Genomic DNA, 20065 nt, shown 5'->3' on the forward strand with positions numbered 1-20065 from the left:
GTCCACATAAACCCGTAACGGGAATCGATCAACGGTCGGTTTTGGGTGCGATCACCACATGACGATGAGGGTCCTCCCCCTCACTGTAGGTCACCACTGTCGGGTGCTTCTGCTGAATTCGGGTATGGATCACTTTTCGTTCCAGTGGATTCATTGGCTCCAAAGATAGAGATCCTTGGGTGGTCTTCACCTTCTCAGCGATTCGGTCAGCCAGCCCCATCAAGGTTTGCCGCCGCCGCTCCCGATATCCCTGTGCATCCAGTACGATCCGAGTGTAAGGCCCGGTATTCCGGTTGGCGGCTACATTGACCAAATACTGCAGAGCATCCAAGGTTTGACCCCGTCGACCAATCAGCATACCTAGATTTTCTCCAGAAAAGAGGATCCAAGTATGTTCTGGCTCCTCTTTTACTTCCATATGCACCGATTTCAATTCCATCTGATCCAAAACCCTGCGCAAAAAGGAAAGCCCTCGATCCAAGGGAGTGCAGATCCACTCCACTTCCACCTTGGCTTCCCGGCTGCCGATCCAACCCAGAAATCCCCGGTTCGCCTCTTCCAGGACGGAGACCTTCACCTGGTCCCGGTTGGCACCCAATCGTCTAAGGGCCTCCTCTGTCGCAGCTTCCACCGTTTTTCCCGTTACGGTCAGTTTTTTCAACGGGCTGCACCCTCCCGCTTGGCTTTGTTCGGTTTATATTTATCCCCGATGAAGTAATACTGAACCATCGTGAACAAGTTGCTATAGATCCAGTACAGAGGCAGAGCCGCCGGAAATTGGAAAGCCAGTATGAAGATCATGATCGGCATGATAAACAGAAAAACTCTCTGCTGCGGATTGTCACTCATGCCCATGACTACTGACTGCAAATAAGTGGTCAAAGCGGCCAACAAAGGCAAGATATAATAAGGATCTTGCTCCCCCAATTGCATCCACAGGAAACTGGACTTGGCAATCGTCTCATCCCGCATGATCGCTTGGTAAAAGGCGATCAGGATCGGGAACTGGATCAACATCGGCAGACACCCGGCCATGGGATTTACATTATGCTTTTGGAAGAGCTTCATCGTCTCTTCCTGCAATTTCTGTTGGTTGTTCTTGTACTTCTCTTGAAGCTTCTGCATCTTCGGTTGCAATTCCTGCATCGCTCGGGAACTTTTCATCTGTTTCAAGGTGAGGGGAAGCACAATCAACCGGATCAGGATCGTGGCCGCCAAAATGGCCAATCCCCAGCTTCCCAGTACATCATTGAAGAATCCCAGCAACTGTTGCAAGGGATAGACAAAATATTTTCCCCAAAAGCCGGCGGTTTCCGGATCGATGGGCTTCATCTGGTCCGGGTTAGGACTACAACCGCCCAGGACGAAAATGGCTACGATCAGGGTTAGAACCAGTATCAGGCGTCCTCTGCGCAAGAAAGACTCCTCCTTCAAAATCAACCGATAAGAAAATAGATCCAACTGGTTAAAATCGCGATCATACAGGGAACCGGGTCAAATCCCCCCGGATGAAAAGGATGGCATTTGGCAATTCGTTTCAGAGTCAGCCATCCACCTCGAAGAACACCGTATCGCGAGATGGCGACATAGCCGTAATGGGAACAAGTAGGTACGAAACGGCAGGTAGGAGGGGTCAAGGGGGATATAAAACGTTGATAAAATCGAATCAGAACAAGAGCTGCCGCTTTCATACAGACCCTCCTGAATCACGGGGAGATTTAGGTGATTCGGGTTCTTTCACAAAGAGTCCGGCCTTGTTCATCAAATGAACCAAGCTGGACTTCATCTGGTGAAAATCCATATCTGCGGCGGGCTTGCGCGCAATCAAGATCAAGTCGGTATCCGGGGGAAGGGAGTCCACCCAGCGCCTAGTAATCTCTTTTACCAATCGTTTAATTCGATTACGAGTCACCGCATTTCCCACTTTGCGGCTGACAGAGATCCCGATCCGAACCGGCCCCTTCTCTTTACGAACCGATCGATACACCACAAACTGGCGATTGGCCACCGATGTCCCTTTACGAAAGGTTCGCCGAAAATCACCTCGGTATCTCAGGCGGTATCTCTTCTGCAAGAAAAACGCATCCTTCCATCTCCGAAATAGGTTGGATCGATACCAGTATGTATCGAATCCCTTCGGAAATAAACCCGATTCTCATAGGAAAAAAGGCCACTTTTAGGGAGTGGCCTTATGCGGACAAAATCCTTCTGCCTTTTCGACGGCGGTTTTTCAACACCCTGCGTCCGTTTTTGGTGCTCATGCGTTGCCGGAAGCCGTGAACATTCTTACGGCGTCGGTTGCTTGGTTGAAATGTGCGCTTCATATGTTGACTCCGGTCTCTTCAAGGCACTCCGAATCACTGCTCCACCCGAAGGGCGTCCAGGCCCGTCCCATCATTGCCTTGAAAGCCGGATCTCCTCCTTTCTCACTTCAAGGTTCCCGAATACATCATGGGGATGACAGTCTTAACTATTATAGCTGTGGAAGCGAAAATATGTCAAGAAAGGGAGAGGGAATCCTCCACTTGTGGATAACTTATATGATTCACAAAGTTATCCACGGCTTATCCACAATTTATCCACGGCTTATCCACAGAATTCACCCCCTGTGAATAAAACTTATCCACAGCCTGTGAATTCTGTGGAAAACGATTGGATTTCATTGTGGTGATTGGATAGATTTGATATGATGTTCATGTTTCCGTCTGTGGATAAGTTGTCTGAAGAACAAAACGATCCACAGCCTGTGGATAACTTTAGGAAGTCGGTGGAGGCCCTGTGGAAAAAGATGTCCACAGGGGTGTGGATACTGTGGAAAGGTAAGGATTCCCTCATCCATTAGGGAATCCCCTTGTGGATGATTTTGTGGAAAAGAAAATATGACTTCAGATGAAAGGAGGAAACCTGTGGATACACATATTCAGGAACTGTGGGCACAAGCGCTGGAACATATTCAAGGGAAGCTCTCCAAGCCAAGCTTTGAAACCTGGCTTCAGGCCACAGAAGCAGTCGACTTTCGCGATGACACCCTGGTGGTGACCGCACCCAATGAGTTTGCTCGGGATTGGCTGGAATCTCGTTATGCCAACCTGGTTCGCGACACTTTGCAGGAAGTGACTGGTTCGGTGATCGGAATTCAATTTATCACTCATTCCTCCATCCGACCGGATGGGGAGGAAGATGCCGTGGCAACTGCAGAAAAAGCCCACTTGCAGGATGTACCTCCCAAGACCATGCTCAATTCCCGCTACACCTTTGACACCTTTGTCATCGGATCGGGCAACCGGTTTGCCCACGCCGCTTCCTTGGCGGTGGCGGAAGCCCCGGCCAAATCCTACAACCCACTGTTCATCTATGGAGGTGTCGGTCTGGGAAAAACTCACCTGATGCACGCCATCGGCAATTACGTTCAATCCCATTCGACCCAGACCCGGGTCGTTTATCTTTCCTCTGAGACTTTCACCAATGAGTTTATCAACTCGATCCGGGATAACCGAGCGGATGATTTTCGCAACCGATACAGAAATGTGGACATCCTGTTGATCGATGATATTCAGTTTCTGGCAGGAAAAGAACAGACTCAGGAAGAATTTTTCCACACCTTTAACGCTCTCCATGGGGAGAGCAAACAGATCGTCATCTCCAGTGACCGTCCGCCCAAAGCGATCCCCACCCTGGAGGATCGGCTACGCTCCCGGTTTGAATGGGGGTTGATCACAGACATCCAACCGCCGGATCTGGAGACACGAATCGCTATTCTGCGGAAAAAAGCGATCGCTGACAATCTGGAGATCAACAATAGCGAGGTAATGGCCTTTATCGCCGATCGGGTCGAAACCAACATCCGTGAGCTGGAAGGGGCGCTGATCCGGGTGGTCGCCTATTCTGCCCTGACCAATCAACCGGTCACCGTCGAACTGGCAGCGGAAGCCCTGAAAGATATCATCTCCGATTCCAAACCCCGCGTTATCGGAATTCAAAATATCCAACAAGAAGTTTGTGCCTATTATCGGCTCCGCATGGAAGACCTGAAAGGGAAAAAACGCACCAAAAATGTGGCTCTTCCCCGTCAGATCGCCATGTATCTCTGCCGTGAACTGACAGATTCCTCTCTGCCGAAGATTGGAGAAGAATTTGGTGGTCGGGATCACACCACGGTGATCCACGCTCATGAAAAAATCACCCGTACCCTGTCCATGGATCGCAGCCTGCAACAGGCAGTGGAGGATTTGAAAAAGCGTATCTTGAAAGGTTCCTAAGAAGGGTTCTCAAACATCCTTGAATCCTCACCTGTGGAAACTGTGGATAAAATGAGCCTACTTGTACACAGCATATCCACAACATAGATCCCTTGTCCCACCTGGGCTCAAGACACTTATCCACACTATCCACAGCCCCTACTACTACGACTATTATCTTTTAAATAATATATATATGTTATTCACAAGCGATTATGACCCCACCACTTTTCCTATTTTTACTCCAAAGGCTTTCAAGGATAGGAAAAGCATGATTGAATGATAGAGTGGGGTTCTTTCTCTTGGATAAACAAAAAAACAGATCTACCTTCTGTGGAAAAGATGAGGAGGAAAACACCCGATGAAATTCAGGATCAGCCGTACCGCTTTGACGGAAGCCGTGTCCCAAGTGTCCAAAGCCGTATCTACCAAAACTACCGTTCCGATTTTGACTGGGATCCACGCCGCTGTTGACGAAGAGGGTTTGTGGTTGACCGGGAGCAATTCCGATCTGACGATTCAGGTTTGCATTCCCTTGCGCCAGGATGATAAAGAATTGGTCAATGTGGACACAATGGGTAGTGTTGTTCTACCTGGGCGAATCTTTTCAGATATCGTCCGTAAATTACCTGGGGATCAGGTAGAATGGGATGTGGATGAACGATGGAAAACCACCCTTCATTCCGACCAAGCTCACTTTGAGCTGAAGGGGTTGGATCCTGAGGAATACCCCCGGGTTCCCCGGTTTGATGAAGAGCAGATGTTCAGCTTACCTGCGGAGCTTCTCAAATCGATGATCCGTCAGACCGGTTTTGCTGTTTCCACATCGGAAGCCCGGGGAGTGTTGACCGGGGTGCTGTGGCGACTGGAATCGGGCCGGCTCACCTTTGTCGCTACGGACAGCATTCGCCTGTCCCGAAAGGAAGCCGATGTGGAAGTTCCCGAGGGACTCACCTTGGAAAATGTGGTGATTCCCGGAAAAAGCCTGTCGGAATTAGGAAAGATCTTGGGAGATCAGACGGGATGGGTGGATGTGATTCTCGCTGATAACCAAATTATGGTGCGTTCAGATCACCTCCTCTTTTTTTCCCGCCTGCTGGATGGGACCTATCCCGATACCAACCGGGTGATTCCCAAGGGGGGGAAGACGAAAATCCGGGTCTCCACCAAGGAATTACTGCAGTCTGTGGATCGCGCTGCTTTGATCAGCCGGGATGGTCGCGATAATGTGATAAAATGGACAGTGAAGGAAAAAGGAGTGGTTCAAGTCCAGTCTGCAGCTCAGGATGTGGGCAGCGTGTTGGAGGAAGTGAATGCCCAGGTGGACGGGGAAGAGGTGAGTCTCTCCTTCAACGCTCAATATATGATGGATGCCTTGCGCGCCGTGGATTCCGACGAAATCCAGATCCTCCTGACTGGGACGATGACTCCCTTTTTGATTCAGCCTGCCGACCGGGAGGATGCCTTGCACCTGATTGTGCCGATCCGGACGCGCTGAGGTTTGAGAGGTGAATCCGATGAAGCAGATAACCATACCCGTCGATACCATCACTCTGGGACAACTCCTTAAAAAATTGGATATTTTGGTCACAGGAGGACAGGCCAAATATTTTCTTGCTGAAAACCGAGTGTGGGTCAACGGAGTCCAGGAGGAACGGCGGGGGAGAAAGCTGTATCCGCAAGATCGAGTCGAGATCGAAGGCTATGGCCAGGTGAGTTTGGTTCACAGGGATTGAGAGGGGAGCGGCTATGTACGTGGAGCAACTGGAACTGAAACAGTTCCGCAACATCGAACATCTCAAACTGGATTGCTCCGGAGAGCTCCACATGTTTGTCGGACCCAATGCCCAGGGCAAAACCAATATCCTGGAGTCTCTCTATGTCCTCGCCATCGGGAAATCTCACCGAACCCGCAGTCACCGGGAACTGATCCGCTGGGAACAGACGGTTGCTTCCTTGAAGGCTGAGGTTTCCGGAAAAGAATCGGCCCGACGGTTGGAGATCCGCCTGACGCCCCGTGGCAAACGGGTGCTGCGCAACGGAGTGGAACAGCGCCGGCTGAGTGAATATATCGGTTCCCTCACCGCCGTCCTGTTTGCTCCAGAGGACTTATCCATTGTCAAAGGGAGTCCCCAGGTGCGGAGACGATTTCTCGATATGGAGATCGGACAGGTGAGCCCCACCTATATCTATCATCTGACCCGTTATAATCAGCTACTTCAGCAACGCAACAGCTTACTCAAAGAACTGGGAAAAGGGTGGGGAAAACAGACTGCCCTCCTCGATGTTCTCAATGAACAATTGATCGGGTTATCTACCCACTTGTGGAGCAAACGCTTCTCCTTTGTGAACCTTCTTTCCCGATGGGCACAGGAGATTCATTATTCCATCACCCAAGGGAGTGAAAGCCTCACCCTCCAATATCAATCCTTGGCTTCCGTAGAGCCAGGGATGGACCGGTCATCGATGGAGGAGGTGCTAACCCAGGAACTGATGAAGGTCCGGGAACAGGAAATGCAGCGGGGAACCACCTTGATCGGTCCCCATCGGGATGATCTGCGGATCGCTGCCAACGGTACCGACCTGCACACTTTTGGTTCCCAAGGGCAACAGCGCACTGCCGCACTCTCTCTCAAACTGGCGGAAATCGAATTGATTCACCAAGAGACCGGAACTTATCCCATTTTATTGTTGGATGATGTTTTATCGGAACTGGACGATGGCCGTAAAACGCATCTGCTGGAGGCAATCCGAGGGCGTGTCCAGACCTTTGTCACCACAACTGGTTTGGAGGGAATTGACCGGGAGACACTGGACCGAGCCCGGATTCGTTGGGTCCATCAGGGCAGTATTTCTGAACAGGGGTGAAACGGTGTTTATCCATCTCGGCGGCAATAAGATGATTCGGATCAGTGAAGTGATCACCATCCTGGATGCCGGAAATCGGCGCTCTCCTGTCACCCTGCTTCCTTTTTTGGATGACGTGGAAAGGCAGGGAAGGATGGAGAAAATCTCCACCCAGGAAGAAGTGAAGTCCTATGTGGTCACCCGGACCGGGGTATATGCTTCGCCGATTTCATCCCTGACTTTGTTGAAACGGGCGCAGCAGGGCGGCTCCCGTCGGGGGATCGCTGAATAGTACGGACGGGTCCAGAGAAAAAGGAACTCAAGGAGTAGGTGAATTCAAAGGTGACCGTTGAGAAGAAAAACTATGATGAATCACAGATTCAGGTGCTGGAGGGGCTAGAGGCGGTCCGAAAGCGGCCGGGGATGTATATCGGGGCCACCAGTAGTCGAGGGTTGCACCACTTGGTATGGGAAGTGGTTGACAACAGTATCGACGAAGCCTTGGCCGGACGCTGTGATACAATTCAAGTGATCGTAAATGAAGATAACAGCGTCACTGTGGAGGACAACGGACGCGGGATTCCAGTAGGGATCCAATCCAAGGTGGGGCGGCCTGCGGTGGAAGTGGTGATGACCGTCTTGCACGCCGGCGGGAAATTTGATAATGAAGGATACAAATTTTCCGGTGGACTTCACGGGGTGGGCGTATCCGTCGTCAACGCCCTCTCGGAATGGTTGGAAGTGCAAGTGAAACGGGAAGGGAAAATCTATGTTCAAAAGTATCGGAAAGGGAGACCGGAATCCGATCTGCAAGTGACCGGGAAGACGAAGGAGACCGGGACACGGATCACCTTTAAACCCGACCCAGAGATTTTCACAGAAACCACTGAATATGATTATGAGATCCTGCAAAACCGCCTACGGGAATTGGCATTTCTTAACCAAGGCCTCCGCATCCAGCTGTCGGATCAACGTGGGGAAGGAAAGTCCCACGAGTTCAAGTACGAAGGGGGGATCCGCTCCTTTGTTGAACACTTGAACAAAAATCGAGAAAGCTTGCATCAACCGCCGATTTTCATCGAGGGTGAGAAAGAGGATCTGGTGATCCAAATCGCCCTCCAGTACAATGTTGGATTTTCCAGCAACATTTATTCCTATGCCAATAATATTCACACCCACGAGGGAGGTACCCACGAGGCAGGGTTCAAATCGGCTCTCACCCGTGTGGTCAACGATTATGCCCGGCGCTACAGTTTGCTCAAGGAGAATGACAACAATCTGAGCGGAGATGACACCCGGGAAGGCTTGACAGCTATTATCAACATCAAAATCCCGGATCCTCAGTTTGAAGGGCAAACCAAGACCAAACTGGGCAACTCCGAGGCCCGGACTGTGACGGAGTCGATCTTCGCCGAACAGTTCCTCACCTTCCTGGAGGAGAATCCCGCGGTCTCGAAAAAAGTGATCAACAAAGCGGTGATGGCTGCTCGGGCACGGGAAGCTGCTCGCAAAGCACGGGAGTTGACCCGGCGCAAAAACGCCCTGGAAGTGAGCTCCCTCCCAGGAAAATTGGCTGATTGCACCTCCCGCAAAGCGGAGATCAGTGAACTGTACCTGGTGGAGGGGGATTCTGCAGGAGGAACAGCCAAACAGGGAAGGGACCGCATGTTTCAGGCGATTTTGCCCTTGCGTGGGAAGATCCTCAATGTGGAGAAGGCCCGGCTGGATAAAGCCCTCTCCAACGATGAGATCCGTACCATCACCACCGCTTTGGGAACCGGGATCGGAGAGGATTTTCAGCTGGATAAGGCCCGTTATCACAAAATCATGATTATGACTGATGCTGATGTGGATGGGGCCCATATCCGCACCCTGCTCCTCACCTTCTTTTACCGGTATATGCGTCCTTTGATTGATGCGGGGTATGTCTATATCGCCCAGCCCCCTCTCTACAAGATTACCCAAGGCAAAAAAATCTTATATGCTTTTGACGATCGGGCGAAAGACGAGATCGTCTCAGAACTGGAAAGTAAGGGGAAAGTGGAGCTGCAACGGTATAAGGGTCTGGGAGAGATGACTGCCACCCAGCTGTGGGAAACGACGATGGATCCGGAAAGCCGGACGTTGCTGCAGGTCACCCTGGAGGATGCCCTGGATGCAGATCAGGTTTTTGAAACCCTGATGGGAGAGAAAGTGGAGCCACGCCGGGAGTTTATCCAAGAGTATGCCAAGCAAGTACGTAATCTGGATATCTGAGCGGACGTGAACAGAAAGCGGAGGGAAGCGAATGCCTGAAGAACAGCGCATCAATGAGATCAATATCAGCCAGGAAATGCGCAGCTCCTTCCTGGATTATGCGATGAGCGTCATCGTCAGCCGGGCCCTCCCTGATGCCCGGGACGGACTCAAACCGGTGCACCGGCGTATCCTGTACACGATGCATGAGCTGGGGATGACGTCGGATAAGCCCTACCGAAAATCGGCCAACGTGGTAGGTAACGTCCTCGCCTCCTATCACCCCCATGGGGATACGGCTGTATATGATACCATGGTTCGCATGGCCCAGGATTTCTCCTACCGGTACATGCTGGTGGATGGACATGGAAACTTCGGGTCTGTCGATGGGGACTCCCCGGCGGCGATGCGATACACTGAAGCCCGGATGGCACCGATCACACGGGAATTGCTGCGGGATATCGAGAAAGAGACGATCGATTTCACTCCCAACTATGATGGGCGTCTGGAAGAGCCTGTGGTGCTTCCTGCCCGTTTTCCCAACCTGTTGGTGAACGGGTCGGCGGGAATTGCAGTTGGGATGGCCACCAATATTCCGCCTCACAACCTGACGGAAGTGATCAACGGATTGCTGGCCATGATTCAAAATCGGGATATCACCATTGACGAATTGATGGAGCACATCAAAGGGCCGGACTTTCCGACAGCGGGTCTGATCCTGGGCCGAGACGGAATCAAGAAGGCCTACCATACCGGCCGTGGCAGCATCAAGATGCAGGCCAAAACCCGGATCGAAGAAGTCAACAACGGCAAGATGCGGATCGTAGTCGATGAACTGCCCTTCCAGGTGAACAAAGCCAAGCTAGTGGAGAAGATTGCCGAGCTGGTTCGGGATAAGAAGATTGAAGGGATCACCGACCTGAGGGATGAATCCGACCGCAACGGAATGCGCATCATCATCGAATTGCGCCGAGATGTCAATCCAAAGGTGCTACTCAACAATCTCTACAAGCAGACCAATCTCCAGACCAGTTTTGGGGTCAATATGCTGGCACTGGTGGATGGCAAGCCGCTGGTGCTCAATCTGAAACAGGTGTTGCATCATTACCTAGAACATCAGATAGAAGTGATTCGCCGTCGGACACAGTTTGAGCTTCGCAAGGCGGAAGAACGTGCCCACATCTTGGAAGGTCTTCGGATCGCACTGGATCACATCGACGAAGTAATCGCCTTGATCCGAGGCTCTCGCACCACTCAGGAAGCCCGGGACGGCTTGATAGAGAAGTTCAGTCTCAGTGAAAAACAGTCCCAGGCAATCCTGGATATGCGCCTGCAACGTTTGACCGGTCTGGAACGGGAAAAAATTGAAGCAGAGTACGATGAGCTTCAGAAGACTATCGCCGAATTGAAGGCGATTTTGGCCAGTGAAGAGAAGATCCTAGGAGTGGTCGAGGATGAATTGACGGAGATCCGCGACAAATACGGCGATGAACGCCGGTCTCGGATCATGCTGAATACAGGGGATATCGCCGATGAGGATTTGATCCCGGAGGATGAAGTGACCATCCTTATGACCCATCGGGGATATATCAAGCGGATGCTTTTGTCCGGTTACCGAGCCCAACGTCGTGGAGGCCGGGGAGTATCGGGGATGGGAACGCGAGAGGATGATTTTGTCCAACATTTGTTCGCCACCAATTCCCACAATTACCTGCTCTTCTTTACCAATAAAGGGAAGGTCTATCGGATGAAAGCTTATGAGGTTCCGGAATTGTCCCGGACCGCCCGGGGTACTCCCATCATCAACCTGATTCAGATCGATCAGGGGGAATTTATCGAGGCGATCATCCCCGTTCGGGAATTTTCCTCGGACAGTTCCCTTTTCTTCAGTACCAAATTCGGCGTGGTCAAAAAGACGCCTCTGGAGGAATTTGGAAACATCCGGCGGAACGGCTTGTTTGCCATTAACATGCGGGAAGGGGATGAACTTGTAGGTGTCCGCCTGACCGATGGAAAACAGGAGATCATCCTGGGTACCCGCCGGGGGATGTCCATCCGCTTCCCAGAACAGGATGTTCGGCAGATGGGCCGTACTGCCACCGGGGTGAAAGGAATCGCTCTCGGTAAAGATGATGAAGTGGTCGGTATGGAAGTGGTGCATCCTGAACGGGAAGTGGTCGTGGTCACCAGCAAAGGATACGGAAAGCGGACTCTGCTGTCCGAATACCGGACCCAATCCCGTGGCGGGAAAGGGATCAAAGCGCAAAATGTGACCAAAACCAAAGGACAAGTGGTGGGACTGAAGGTGGTCACTCCGGAAGAGGACCTGATGATCGTCACCAACTCTGGCGTAGTGATCCGGATGAATGTGGGTGGGATCTCCCGCATGGGCCGCTATGCCCAAGGTGTCAAACTGATCTCGGTCAAATCCGATGAAGAAGTGGCCACCCTGGCCCGGGTTCCCACGGAAGAAGAAGAAGAGGAAGAGGATGAATAAATCAGTCAAGGAGCTCCGCCAACCGGCGGAGCTCCTTTTTATATTCGTTGGAACAGGATCTTTTCCTCAAACAGTTCGTTGAGAATCAGATTGGGAAATTTCCGTTGAGTCACCTGCAGAAACTCTTGGATCAATACCATCTCTTCCGAAGCCATCCCGTGAATCATCTCTCCCCACAGGGGAGGTTCATATCGACAAAGCATACTGAGGGCGAACAGAAGGAGATAGTGGACGAACAATTCCGGGATGCCAACCGCCTCCCGTTGCACGGAGAGCAACCAGTGATTCCCATGCATATCTTCTCGGAACAGGGGGTGAGCAAAGCCGTGCTCCCACAGATGAATATGGGAAATTCGAGGATGATGCCAGAAGAGGAGAATCCGCGAACCAGATGCAGGAGTCTCATCACAGGTGAAGCGGACTTGCCCGTCTGTGGAAAAACGGTTCAACCGGTTGGCCAACCCCCGAGGGGTGAAATGGAGCTGATCCAGTATCCTGTCCTCCAACACCAGAGGCATCCCTCGATCGGAAACTGAAGGAACCTCCGGAACAGCAACAGGAACCAGCGTCTCTTCAGAAAATAGTTGACGGTATCCGTCTTGCAATTCCGGGACCAGGGCAAACAAGTCCCGCAGGCTCCAACTGTCCCCGATCAGGCTTCCCCACCCTCGATTTCGGGCCAGTTCTGGGAACAATCCTTCCCGCTGCACCCGAACCTCATCGGCGAAAAATTGATAGTCTCCGCGTTTTCGTTTACGTGTGGAGACTCCATGGCGCAGAACGGCAGTGTTTTCCGGATAATCGGGAACCTGGGTCAGCATCAGGACTTTAGACAAGGTCATCATCCCGTAGTAGGAGAGCAAAGGGCGGACAAACAGGTCGCTTTCCCGTGCCGCCTGATAATACTCCCGAGCTTGCTTGACATGGTACATCAAAGGCTGGGCGGAGCGGAAGGCGGCCCTGAAGGGGTGTTCCATCCCTTGTTTACGATATTTCCTTTCCAGAAAGGTGCGGAGAGTGGCTTCATTCTCCCAAAGCAAAAACAAGTTCCACATCTTTTGCTCCGGTGAATCACAGAGAATGCGCCGAACCGGTGAGACCATGACCATCCCTGCTTTCCCTTATACAACAGAGTAGTCTGCAATCTTTTTTCGGTTTTTATAATCTGAACGAGGCGGAAAAAGAAGCCTCCTGTCATAACTGTGGATAACCTGTGGACAAATGGGGATAACTTTTTAATGAGTAGAAAAATCGCCCCAATCGGGCGATTTTTATCATTTACGGAGATACATCTAGCAGGCATGTTGATTAGGTAGGAAATCAGGTCGGGATGGTGGGACGGTGAGGAGCCTTTGCACCCATAGGGCACAAGTCTCGCTAGGGTCGCTTTCCGCTCCCGGGTCTCGCTATGCGTTCTTTGCAAGAGATCGTAGCCGTCCCATCATCCCCCTCCCTTCAAACGATATTTTGTGATGGGGGCAATGGGAAGAGCGAAAGGATCGTTTCGTTCCCATCATCCACTTGATGGTTCATCAACAGCCCTGACATCTAGTGTACAAATATTTCCTATATCGACAACGAATTGATTCCTTCACATCCTGTTCGAACTGTCCACCCTCGGCGAACAATGGGTTGTAATGAGGGGAGAAATATCAGTAAACAGGGATCACTGAACCCAGGGAGATGAACCAGGAAAAACCTTGTCATGGCGCGCCTTGACAGGCTGAGAGCCTGTCTGATAAGATTGCAAAAACCAAAATGCAGATTATGATAGTAAAGGGGACTGAACTCCGATGTGGGAAGATAAATTTGCTAAAGAAGGTTTCACCTTCGATGATGTATTGCTTATGCCGGCTAAATCTGAAGTGCTACCACGGGATGTGGAAATGACTACCCAGTTGGGTGAGCAGATACAGCTGAAGGCCCCTTTCTTGAGTGCAAGCATGGACACGGTGACGGAAGCCCCGATGGCGATCGCGATTGCCCGTCAAGGGGGGATCGGGATCATCCACAAAAGTATGAAGATCGAGGAACAGGCAGAGGAAGTGGATCGGGTGAAGCGCTCGGAAAGCGGCGTGATCACCAAACCCTTTTACCTCCATCCGGATCACCAGGTGTATGATGCGGAGTCCCTGATGTCCAAATTTCGTATCTCTGGGGTGCCGATTGTGGATCGAGAGCGGAAATTGGTCGGGATTCTCACCAACCGAGACTTGCGGTTTGTCCGAGACTATTCCATCCCGATTTCTGCTGTGATGACCCGTACCAATCTGGTGACAGCGCCTGTGGGGACGACAGTGACCGATGCGGAGGAAGTCCTGCAACAACACAAGATTGAAAAACTGCCCTTGGTAGATGGAGATGGAGTCCTCAAAGGACTGATCACCATCAAAGATATTGAGAAGGCGACGATGTTCCCCAACGCATCCAAGGATACCCAGGGGCGGTTACTCGCCGGTGCCGCCGTCGGGGTGACGGGAGATACGATGCAACGTGCCGCTGCCTTGGTGGAGGCGGAAGTGGATCTATTGGTGGTAGATAGCGCTCACGGTCACTCCAAAGGGGTGTTGGAGACCGTGTCCAGGTTGCGGCGGGAGTACCCCGATCTGGTGATCGTTGCCGGAAATGTGGCCACAGGGGAAGGGACAAAGGATCTGATCGAGGCTGGAGCTAGCGTGGTCAAAGTGGGAATCGGCCCCGGATCGATCTGTACCACCAGGGTGGTGGCGGGAATCGGAGTTCCCCAAGTTACAGCGATTTATGATTGTGCCACCGTGGCCCGTCAGTACGGCATTCCGATTATTGCCGACGGAGGGATTCGTTTTTCCGGTGATATTGTGAAAGCCTTGGCCGCCGGTGCCGATGCGGTGATGTTAGGGAGCATCTTTGCAGGAACAGAGGAATCTCCAGGGGAAACGGAGATCTATCAAGGACGTCAATTTAAAGTCTATCGCGGAATGGGATCGATCGGTGCGATGAAAGCGGGAAGCAAGGACCGCTATTTTCAGGAAAATGCGCAGAAATTGGTCCCTGAGGGCATCGAAGGGCGTGTCCCCTATAAAGGACCTCTGGCGGAGACCGTTTTTCAACTCTTGGGGGGAATCCAAGCGGGGATGGGCTATTGTGGTGCCCGGAATCTTCGTGAGCTGAAGGAGAATTCCCGGTTTGTCCGGATCACCAGCGCTTCTCTGCAGGAAAGCCATCCCCATGACATCCAAATTACGAAAGAGGCGCCTAACTACAATCTATAAGGGATGATCACACAGGGGGATTCCCCTGTGTTTTAATAAAAATCGAGGAACTGTTTCCAATTCTCCTCCCCATCCGTTACACTTGGAAGGGTGAATTCGCATCATGAGTGGAACGGGGTGGGATGTAGAGATGGTCGGATGGAAGAGAAAACTGCCGGTCATCGTTTTGGGTGTGCTGTTGTTGGTGGGGTTCTTGGGGCCTGTCGAGGAAGTTTTTGCTGAGCCACAGGCGGAACCCCTGGATATTCAGACTCGCTCTTATGTATTGATAGAGATGGAGACGGGCCGAGTATTGGCGGGAAAAAAAGAGAAACATCCTTATCCGCCGGCAAGTCTGACCAAAATCATGACGGAATATCTAGTATTGAAGGAAGTGAAGTCAGGCCGGCTTCGTTGGAAAGACGAAGTGAAAATCAGTAAAAATGCGGCCTCGATTGGAGAGGCTCAGGTCAATCTGGTTGCCGGAGAAAAACGGACCGTGGAGGAATTGTTTCATGCCATGGCTATCCATTCGGCCAATGATGCTTCGGTCGCTCTCGCTGAGTATATATCAGGTAGCGAAGGAGCCTTTGTGGGTAAGATGAATAAGGAAGCCCAGCGTCTCGGATTAAAAAAAACCCACTTTATCAACTGTACGGGTTTGCCCCGGCGTAGCTATCCACATCCTCCGAAGGTGAAAGGAGAGCACAAGATGTCCGCCGAGGATATTGCCCAGTTGGCGCGTCACCTGATTCAGGATCATCCTGGCGTAATCCAGACTCTATCGCTACCGGAATACATATTTCGCCAGGGAGAAAATCGAGAGCTGATCCTGCCTAACTCCAATCAAATGCTACCAGGGCATTCCCATTTTTATAAGGGCGTGGATGGAGTAAAAACAGGATATACTCGGGAGGCGGGGTACAGTTTTACCGGAACGGCTCAACGGGATGGGATGCGGCTGATCACCGTGGTGATGGGAACGGATTCCAAGAGTCGTCGGTTTGCGGAAACAGGAAAACTGTTGGACTTCGGCTTTCAAAATTACCAGATGAAAACCCTCCTGAAGAAAGGAACCTCTGTTCCGAAGCAGAGCAAAGTCGCCCTCCGAGGGGGCGTAGAGGATGAGGTACCAGTGGTGGCGGGGGCTTCCTGTAGAATCCCGGTTCGTAAAGGGGATCAAGCGGCATACACCTTCCGGGTGAAGGCTAAATCCGGACTGGAAGCTCCGATTCGCTCTGGAGATGAGGTGGGAACGGCGCAGGTTCAGTTGAAAGGCAAGGATGTTCCCTGGATCCCCCCGGTTCCCTTGAAAGCAGCCCAAGATGTGGAGGCTAGCTGGTGGACCCTGTTTTACCGCTATGTGACGGAGTGGTTCTGATCCGTGACTGGGTTGTGAATCACCGATCCTTTGGTTACAATGTTTCTGAAAAGTGTCGGGGTAGCAGGGAGGGAAAACTTATGCAGGATCCACAGAGGAGCGGAGAAAACCCAGGCACCCTTCGATTCCGTAAAGGCGGTGTCATCATGGACGTCGTCAATGCAGAACAAGCGAAGGTTGCTGAAGATGCCGGTGCTGTGGCTGTGATGGCCCTGGAACAGGTACCCGCAGATATCCGGGCGGCGGGCGGAGTGGCACGAATGGCGGATCCGCAGATGATCGAAGAAGTGATCAATGCTGTCTCCATTCCCGTTATGGCCAAAGCGCGAATCGGCCATTTTGTGGAAGCGCGCCTGTTGGAAGCGATGGACGTGGATTATATCGATGAGAGTGAAGTGTTGACTCCGGCGGACGATAGATATCACATTGACAAGCATGGGTTTACTGTTCCCTTTGTATGTGGGGCCCGTGACCTCGGAGAAGCTTTGCGGAGGATCGGAGAAGGGGCGTCCATGATCCGGACCAAGGGGGAGCCGGGTACCGGAAACATTGTCGAAGCGGTGAAACACATGAGACAGATGATGTCCCAGATCCGCAAAGTACAAAACATGTCCCCAGACGAACTGATGGCGGAAGCAAAAGTCCTCGGTGCTCCCTACGAGCTGCTGTTGGAAGTCCACGAAGAAGGACGTCTGCCTGTGGACAACTTTGCTGCAGGTGGGGTGGCCACTCCAGCGGATGCGGCTTTGATGATGCAGTTGGGCTCCGATGGCGTTTTTGTTGGATCAGGGATCTTCAAATCGGACAGCCCGGCTCAATTTGCCCAAGCGATCGTGGAAGCGGCCGCTCATTACGAAGATTTCGAGAGGATCGTTGAGTTGTCCAAGGGGCTGGGAGCGGCGATGAAAGGAATGGAGATCTCCACTCTGGAAGCTTCTCAGCGAATGCAGGAGCGTGGCTGGTAACTGACTGAGAAAAACGGTTTTCAGAGAAAATAACCTAAAAGCATCGATGAGAAACAGTACCTGATCCCGGGGTTCAGAGAGACGGTGGTAGGTGTGAACCGTTCCACCGGGGCATGGGAATCCATCTCGGAGCTGCGCGCGAAGGGTTCTAAAGCCGTGGAGCGCTGCCGGTCCGGCGAACCGTGATCTTCGCCGTGAAGAGGGTCGAAATCCGTTTCGGCCAATGAGGGTGGCAACGCGGAACTTCCGTCCCTTGGGATGGAAGTTCTATTTTTTTGTGAGGAGGGTTCAGGTGATGTTGGATTTGAAGGTGTTGCGGCAAGATCTGGAACAGGTGCGCAAGAGATTGGAACATCGGGGAGAGGATATCAGTGGTCTCGATAGGGTGACCCGCCTCGATGAACATCGGCGGGAGTTGCTAAGGGAAACAGAACAATTGAAAAACCGGCGCAATGTGGTCTCCAAGGAAGTGGCCCGGAAGAAGAAGGCCGGGGAAGAGGCCGCTGACACCATCGCTGAAATGAGACATGTGGGCGACCGGATCAAAAAATTGGATGAAGAAGTGCGTCAGGTGGAGCAGGAACTGGATCATGTATTGCTCACCTTGCCCAATCTACCTCATGAGAGCGTCCCCATCGGCGAGAGCGAGGAGGATAATCAGCCTGTCCGCCATTGGGGGGAAGTTCCCCAGTGGAGTTTTAAGCCCAAGCCTCATTGGGAATTGGGGATAGAACTAGATCTTCTAGATTTTGAGCGTGCAGGCAAGGTGACCGGTTCCCGCTTTGTTTTTTACAAAGGGGTGGGGGCCCGGCTGGAGCGGGCATTGTATAACTACATGCTGGACCTTCACACGGAACAGAACGGTTACACTGAGATGATTCCGCCCTATATGGTGAATCGGGACAGCATGACCGGAACGGGTCAACTCCCCAAATTTGCCGAAGATTCCTTTGCGGTGACAGATACGGATTACTATCTGATTCCCACGGCGGAGGTGCCCTTAACCAATTACCACCGAGGAGAGATCCTATCCGCAGAAGATCTTCCTGTCAAATACGTCGGGTTTAGCGCCAACTTCCGTTCCGAGGCTGGTTCAGCGGGACGGGACACCCGGGGTTTGATCCGCACCCATCAGTTTAACAAAGTGGAACTGGTAAAATTGGTCCCGCCAGAGGACTCCTATGATGCGTTAGAAAGCTTAGTGGCCGATGCGGAGATGGTGCTACAACAACTGGGTCTTCCCTATCGGGTCCTGTTGATGTGCACAGCAGATCTCGGTTTTACAGCCGCCAAAAAATACGATTTGGAGGTTTGGCTCCCCAGCTCGGACACCTACCGAGAGATCTCCTCCTGCAGCAACTTCGAAGATTTCCAGGCTCGGCGGGCCCATATTCGCTTCCGTCGGGAAGTCGGCTCCAAACCGGAGTTTGTCCATACCCTCAACGGATCGGGCCTGGCGATTGGCCGAACCGTGGCGGCCCTGATGGAAAACTATCAACAGGAAGATGGGAGCATTCTCATCCCGGAGGTATTGCGTCCCTACATGGGAGGACTGGAGAAAATCGAAAAAGCCTAAAACTGCAGAGGGCTGTTGCATACAGCCCTCTTGACATAGATCACGGTCCACCTCTATAATAATACTCTGCATGGAGCACATGGAGAGGTGGCCGAGTGGTTGAAGGCAGCGGTCTTGAAAACCGCCGTACCTGCGAGGGTACCGTGGGTTCGAATCCCACCCTCTCTGCCAAATAGAAGGGTTTAGAGCTGGCTCGACTGATGAGGGGCAGATCCTTTGCAATCGATAAAACTTAGGTTCGTTTACAAACAAGAAGTTGTCCAATCTCTTTGGGTAACTTCTTGTTTTGCGTATTCGAGATCCCAATTTCGAGGGTCTGATGGTAGTCTGAAAAATTGAAAAACCGCCCGATTGGAGGCGGCCTTATGGTAAAATAGACTATGGTAGTAGCTAAGGGCGGGTGGCCACACAGACCCTCGATGGAGAGGGGGTGAGGCCATGGAGCTTCTTAGCCTGATCGTCAAGACGGCCGGTGTGGTGGTACAAGCATTGGCTGTCTATGTTGCGTATCAGGCGCTAAATAAGAAGTAACCCGCCCCCTGGCAAAGGTTTGCGGGTTACTTCTCGCACAACCGTGGCCGCCTGTCTGCGGCAGCTACCCGGCGGTGGGGTTCACCCCGCCGCCGTTACTATTTCTATCCACAGAATAGCACAGGTATGCGTATTTCGTCCAGTTTTACTTATGATCCAGAGATCCAAGGCGCAGGTACCATGGATTCGAGTCGCGGGAAAACGATGAATGAGAAGGAGGGCTGTCTATCTGAGGACGGCTTTTTGCTGTGTCATGACGTAGGGGCGGCCACGATATGGTTTCCACTGTGCCCGTCGGATTGTTCGGAGGCGTCGATCTGGTCCGGATCATAGGTGATCTGTTTTTGCATCGGCATATAGGTATCCCCGTCCACGATGGGGGAAGGGCCGGAGTTGGATTTGCTGGAGTTTCGGTTGGCGATGCCGCTGTTGCCGATGGCCACCGTGCTGGCAGTGGACATGGCCACAATCTTGATGGTTCCGATCTGGATGGAGATATTCATCTGGCTCATTCTTCCCACCTTCTTCTCAAGGAAGTCTGCCGGACTTTTGCTCAGTATATGCT

Annotated in this window: 18 protein-coding genes, 1 tRNA gene and 1 other annotated feature; of the genes, 12 read left to right on the top strand and 7 right to left on the bottom strand. The window is 52.0% G+C overall.

Features of this window, described 5'->3' with window-relative positions:
• Window positions 1–28: 28 nt before the first annotated feature.
• From jag to rpmH, 5 genes are all read right to left on the bottom strand, one after another.
• Entirely contained in the window at window positions 29–661 is a 633-nt protein-coding gene (gene jag, locus JOD24_RS09030) for an RNA-binding cell elongation regulator Jag/EloR (RefSeq protein ID WP_380164915.1), read from the bottom strand.
• The gene (gene yidC / locus JOD24_RS09035; protein ID WP_429246768.1) at window positions 658–1416 is read right to left on the bottom strand and encodes a membrane protein insertase YidC; all 759 of its coding nucleotides are present in this window, start codon (window positions 1414–1416) and stop codon (window positions 658–660) included. Before yidC ends, jag begins: the two co-directional genes overlap by 4 nt.
• A gap of 20 nt (window positions 1417–1436) precedes the next feature.
• A complete protein-coding gene (yidD, locus tag JOD24_RS09040; protein WP_429246769.1) occupies window positions 1437–1691 on the bottom strand; it encodes a membrane protein insertion efficiency factor YidD in 255 nt (84 codons plus the stop codon).
• Window positions 1688–2074 (bottom strand): ribonuclease P protein component, encoded by a 387-nt coding sequence (rnpA, locus tag JOD24_RS09045; protein WP_429246770.1) that lies wholly within the window; start codon window positions 2072–2074, stop codon window positions 1688–1690. Before rnpA ends, yidD begins: the two co-directional genes overlap by 4 nt.
• 115 nt (window positions 2075–2189) lie before the next feature.
• Window positions 2190–2324: a 50S ribosomal protein L34 gene (gene rpmH, locus JOD24_RS09050; protein ID WP_380164923.1), complete on the bottom strand. Its 135-nt coding sequence runs from the start codon at window positions 2322–2324 to the stop codon at window positions 2190–2192.
• A gap of 582 nt (window positions 2325–2906) precedes the next feature.
• On the opposite strand from rpmH, the gene dnaA reads away from it, so the two are divergent.
• From dnaA to gyrA, 7 genes are all read left to right on the top strand, one after another.
• Complete coding sequence (gene dnaA, locus JOD24_RS09055; RefSeq protein ID WP_380164925.1) at window positions 2907–4259, top strand: chromosomal replication initiator protein DnaA; 1353 nt, start codon at window positions 2907–2909, stop codon at window positions 4257–4259.
• A 340-nt stretch (window positions 4260–4599) separates the two neighbouring features.
• Entirely contained in the window at window positions 4600–5736 is a 1137-nt protein-coding gene (gene dnaN, locus JOD24_RS09060; RefSeq protein ID WP_380164927.1) for a DNA polymerase III subunit beta, read from the top strand.
• Window positions 5737–5755: 19 nt separating this feature from the next.
• Window positions 5756–5974, top strand: a complete 219-nt coding sequence (gene yaaA / locus JOD24_RS09065; protein WP_380164929.1) for a S4 domain-containing protein YaaA — start codon at window positions 5756–5758, stop codon at window positions 5972–5974.
• Between the two features lie 13 nt (window positions 5975–5987).
• Window positions 5988–7106, top strand: coding sequence for a DNA replication/repair protein RecF (gene recF, locus JOD24_RS09070; protein ID WP_380164931.1), 1119 nt, complete (start codon window positions 5988–5990; stop codon window positions 7104–7106).
• A 4-nt stretch (window positions 7107–7110) separates the two neighbouring features.
• Window positions 7111–7377 (top strand): extracellular matrix regulator RemB, encoded by a 267-nt coding sequence (remB, locus tag JOD24_RS09075; RefSeq protein WP_380164933.1) that lies wholly within the window; start codon window positions 7111–7113, stop codon window positions 7375–7377.
• A gap of 50 nt (window positions 7378–7427) precedes the next feature.
• On the top strand, window positions 7428–9341 hold the full coding sequence (gene gyrB / locus JOD24_RS09080) for a DNA topoisomerase (ATP-hydrolyzing) subunit B (RefSeq protein ID WP_380164935.1): 1914 nt from the start codon (window positions 7428–7430) through the stop codon (window positions 9339–9341).
• Window positions 9342–9372: 31 nt separating this feature from the next.
• On the top strand, window positions 9373–11817 hold the full coding sequence (gyrA, locus tag JOD24_RS09085; protein ID WP_429246771.1) for a DNA gyrase subunit A: 2445 nt from the start codon (window positions 9373–9375) through the stop codon (window positions 11815–11817).
• Between the two features lie 38 nt (window positions 11818–11855).
• Here gyrA and JOD24_RS09090 read toward each other — a convergent pair whose 3' ends face one another.
• Window positions 11856–12920, bottom strand: a complete 1065-nt coding sequence (locus JOD24_RS09090; RefSeq protein WP_429246772.1) for a YaaC family protein — start codon at window positions 12918–12920, stop codon at window positions 11856–11858.
• Between the two features lie 690 nt (window positions 12921–13610).
• Here JOD24_RS09090 and guaB point away from each other — a divergent pair.
• The 5 genes from guaB (at window position 13611) to JOD24_RS09115 (ending at window position 19140) form a co-directional block, all read left to right on the top strand.
• Window positions 13611–15068 (top strand): IMP dehydrogenase, encoded by a 1458-nt coding sequence (gene guaB, locus JOD24_RS09095; protein ID WP_429246773.1) that lies wholly within the window; start codon window positions 13611–13613, stop codon window positions 15066–15068.
• Window positions 15069–15171: 103 nt separating this feature from the next.
• Entirely contained in the window at window positions 15172–16428 is a 1257-nt protein-coding gene (locus JOD24_RS09100; RefSeq protein ID WP_429246774.1) for a D-alanyl-D-alanine carboxypeptidase family protein, read from the top strand.
• Window positions 16429–16508: 80 nt separating this feature from the next.
• Window positions 16509–17393 carry a pyridoxal 5'-phosphate synthase lyase subunit PdxS gene (pdxS, locus tag JOD24_RS09105; protein WP_380164945.1) on the top strand — a complete coding sequence of 295 codons (885 nt, stop codon included), beginning with the start codon at window positions 16509–16511 and terminating at the stop codon, window positions 17391–17393.
• Between the two features lie 34 nt (window positions 17394–17427).
• Window positions 17428–17650, top strand: a binding site (T-box leader).
• A gap of 38 nt (window positions 17651–17688) precedes the next feature.
• Window positions 17689–18969, top strand: a complete 1281-nt coding sequence (gene serS / locus JOD24_RS09110; RefSeq protein WP_380164947.1) for a serine--tRNA ligase — start codon at window positions 17689–17691, stop codon at window positions 18967–18969.
• Window positions 18970–19050: 81 nt separating this feature from the next.
• Window positions 19051–19140: transfer RNA gene (locus JOD24_RS09115), tRNA-Ser, on the top strand.
• Window positions 19141–19751: 611 nt separating this feature from the next.
• Here the strand turns inward: JOD24_RS09115 and JOD24_RS09120 are convergent.
• On the bottom strand, window positions 19752–20012 hold the full coding sequence (locus JOD24_RS09120; protein WP_429246775.1) for a hypothetical protein: 261 nt from the start codon (window positions 20010–20012) through the stop codon (window positions 19752–19754).
• Window positions 20013–20065 lie beyond the last annotated feature (53 nt).

The organism is Kroppenstedtia sanguinis (genome assembly GCF_050433445.1).
Lineage (GTDB): Bacteria > Bacillota > Bacilli > Thermoactinomycetales > DSM-45169 > Kroppenstedtia > Kroppenstedtia sanguinis.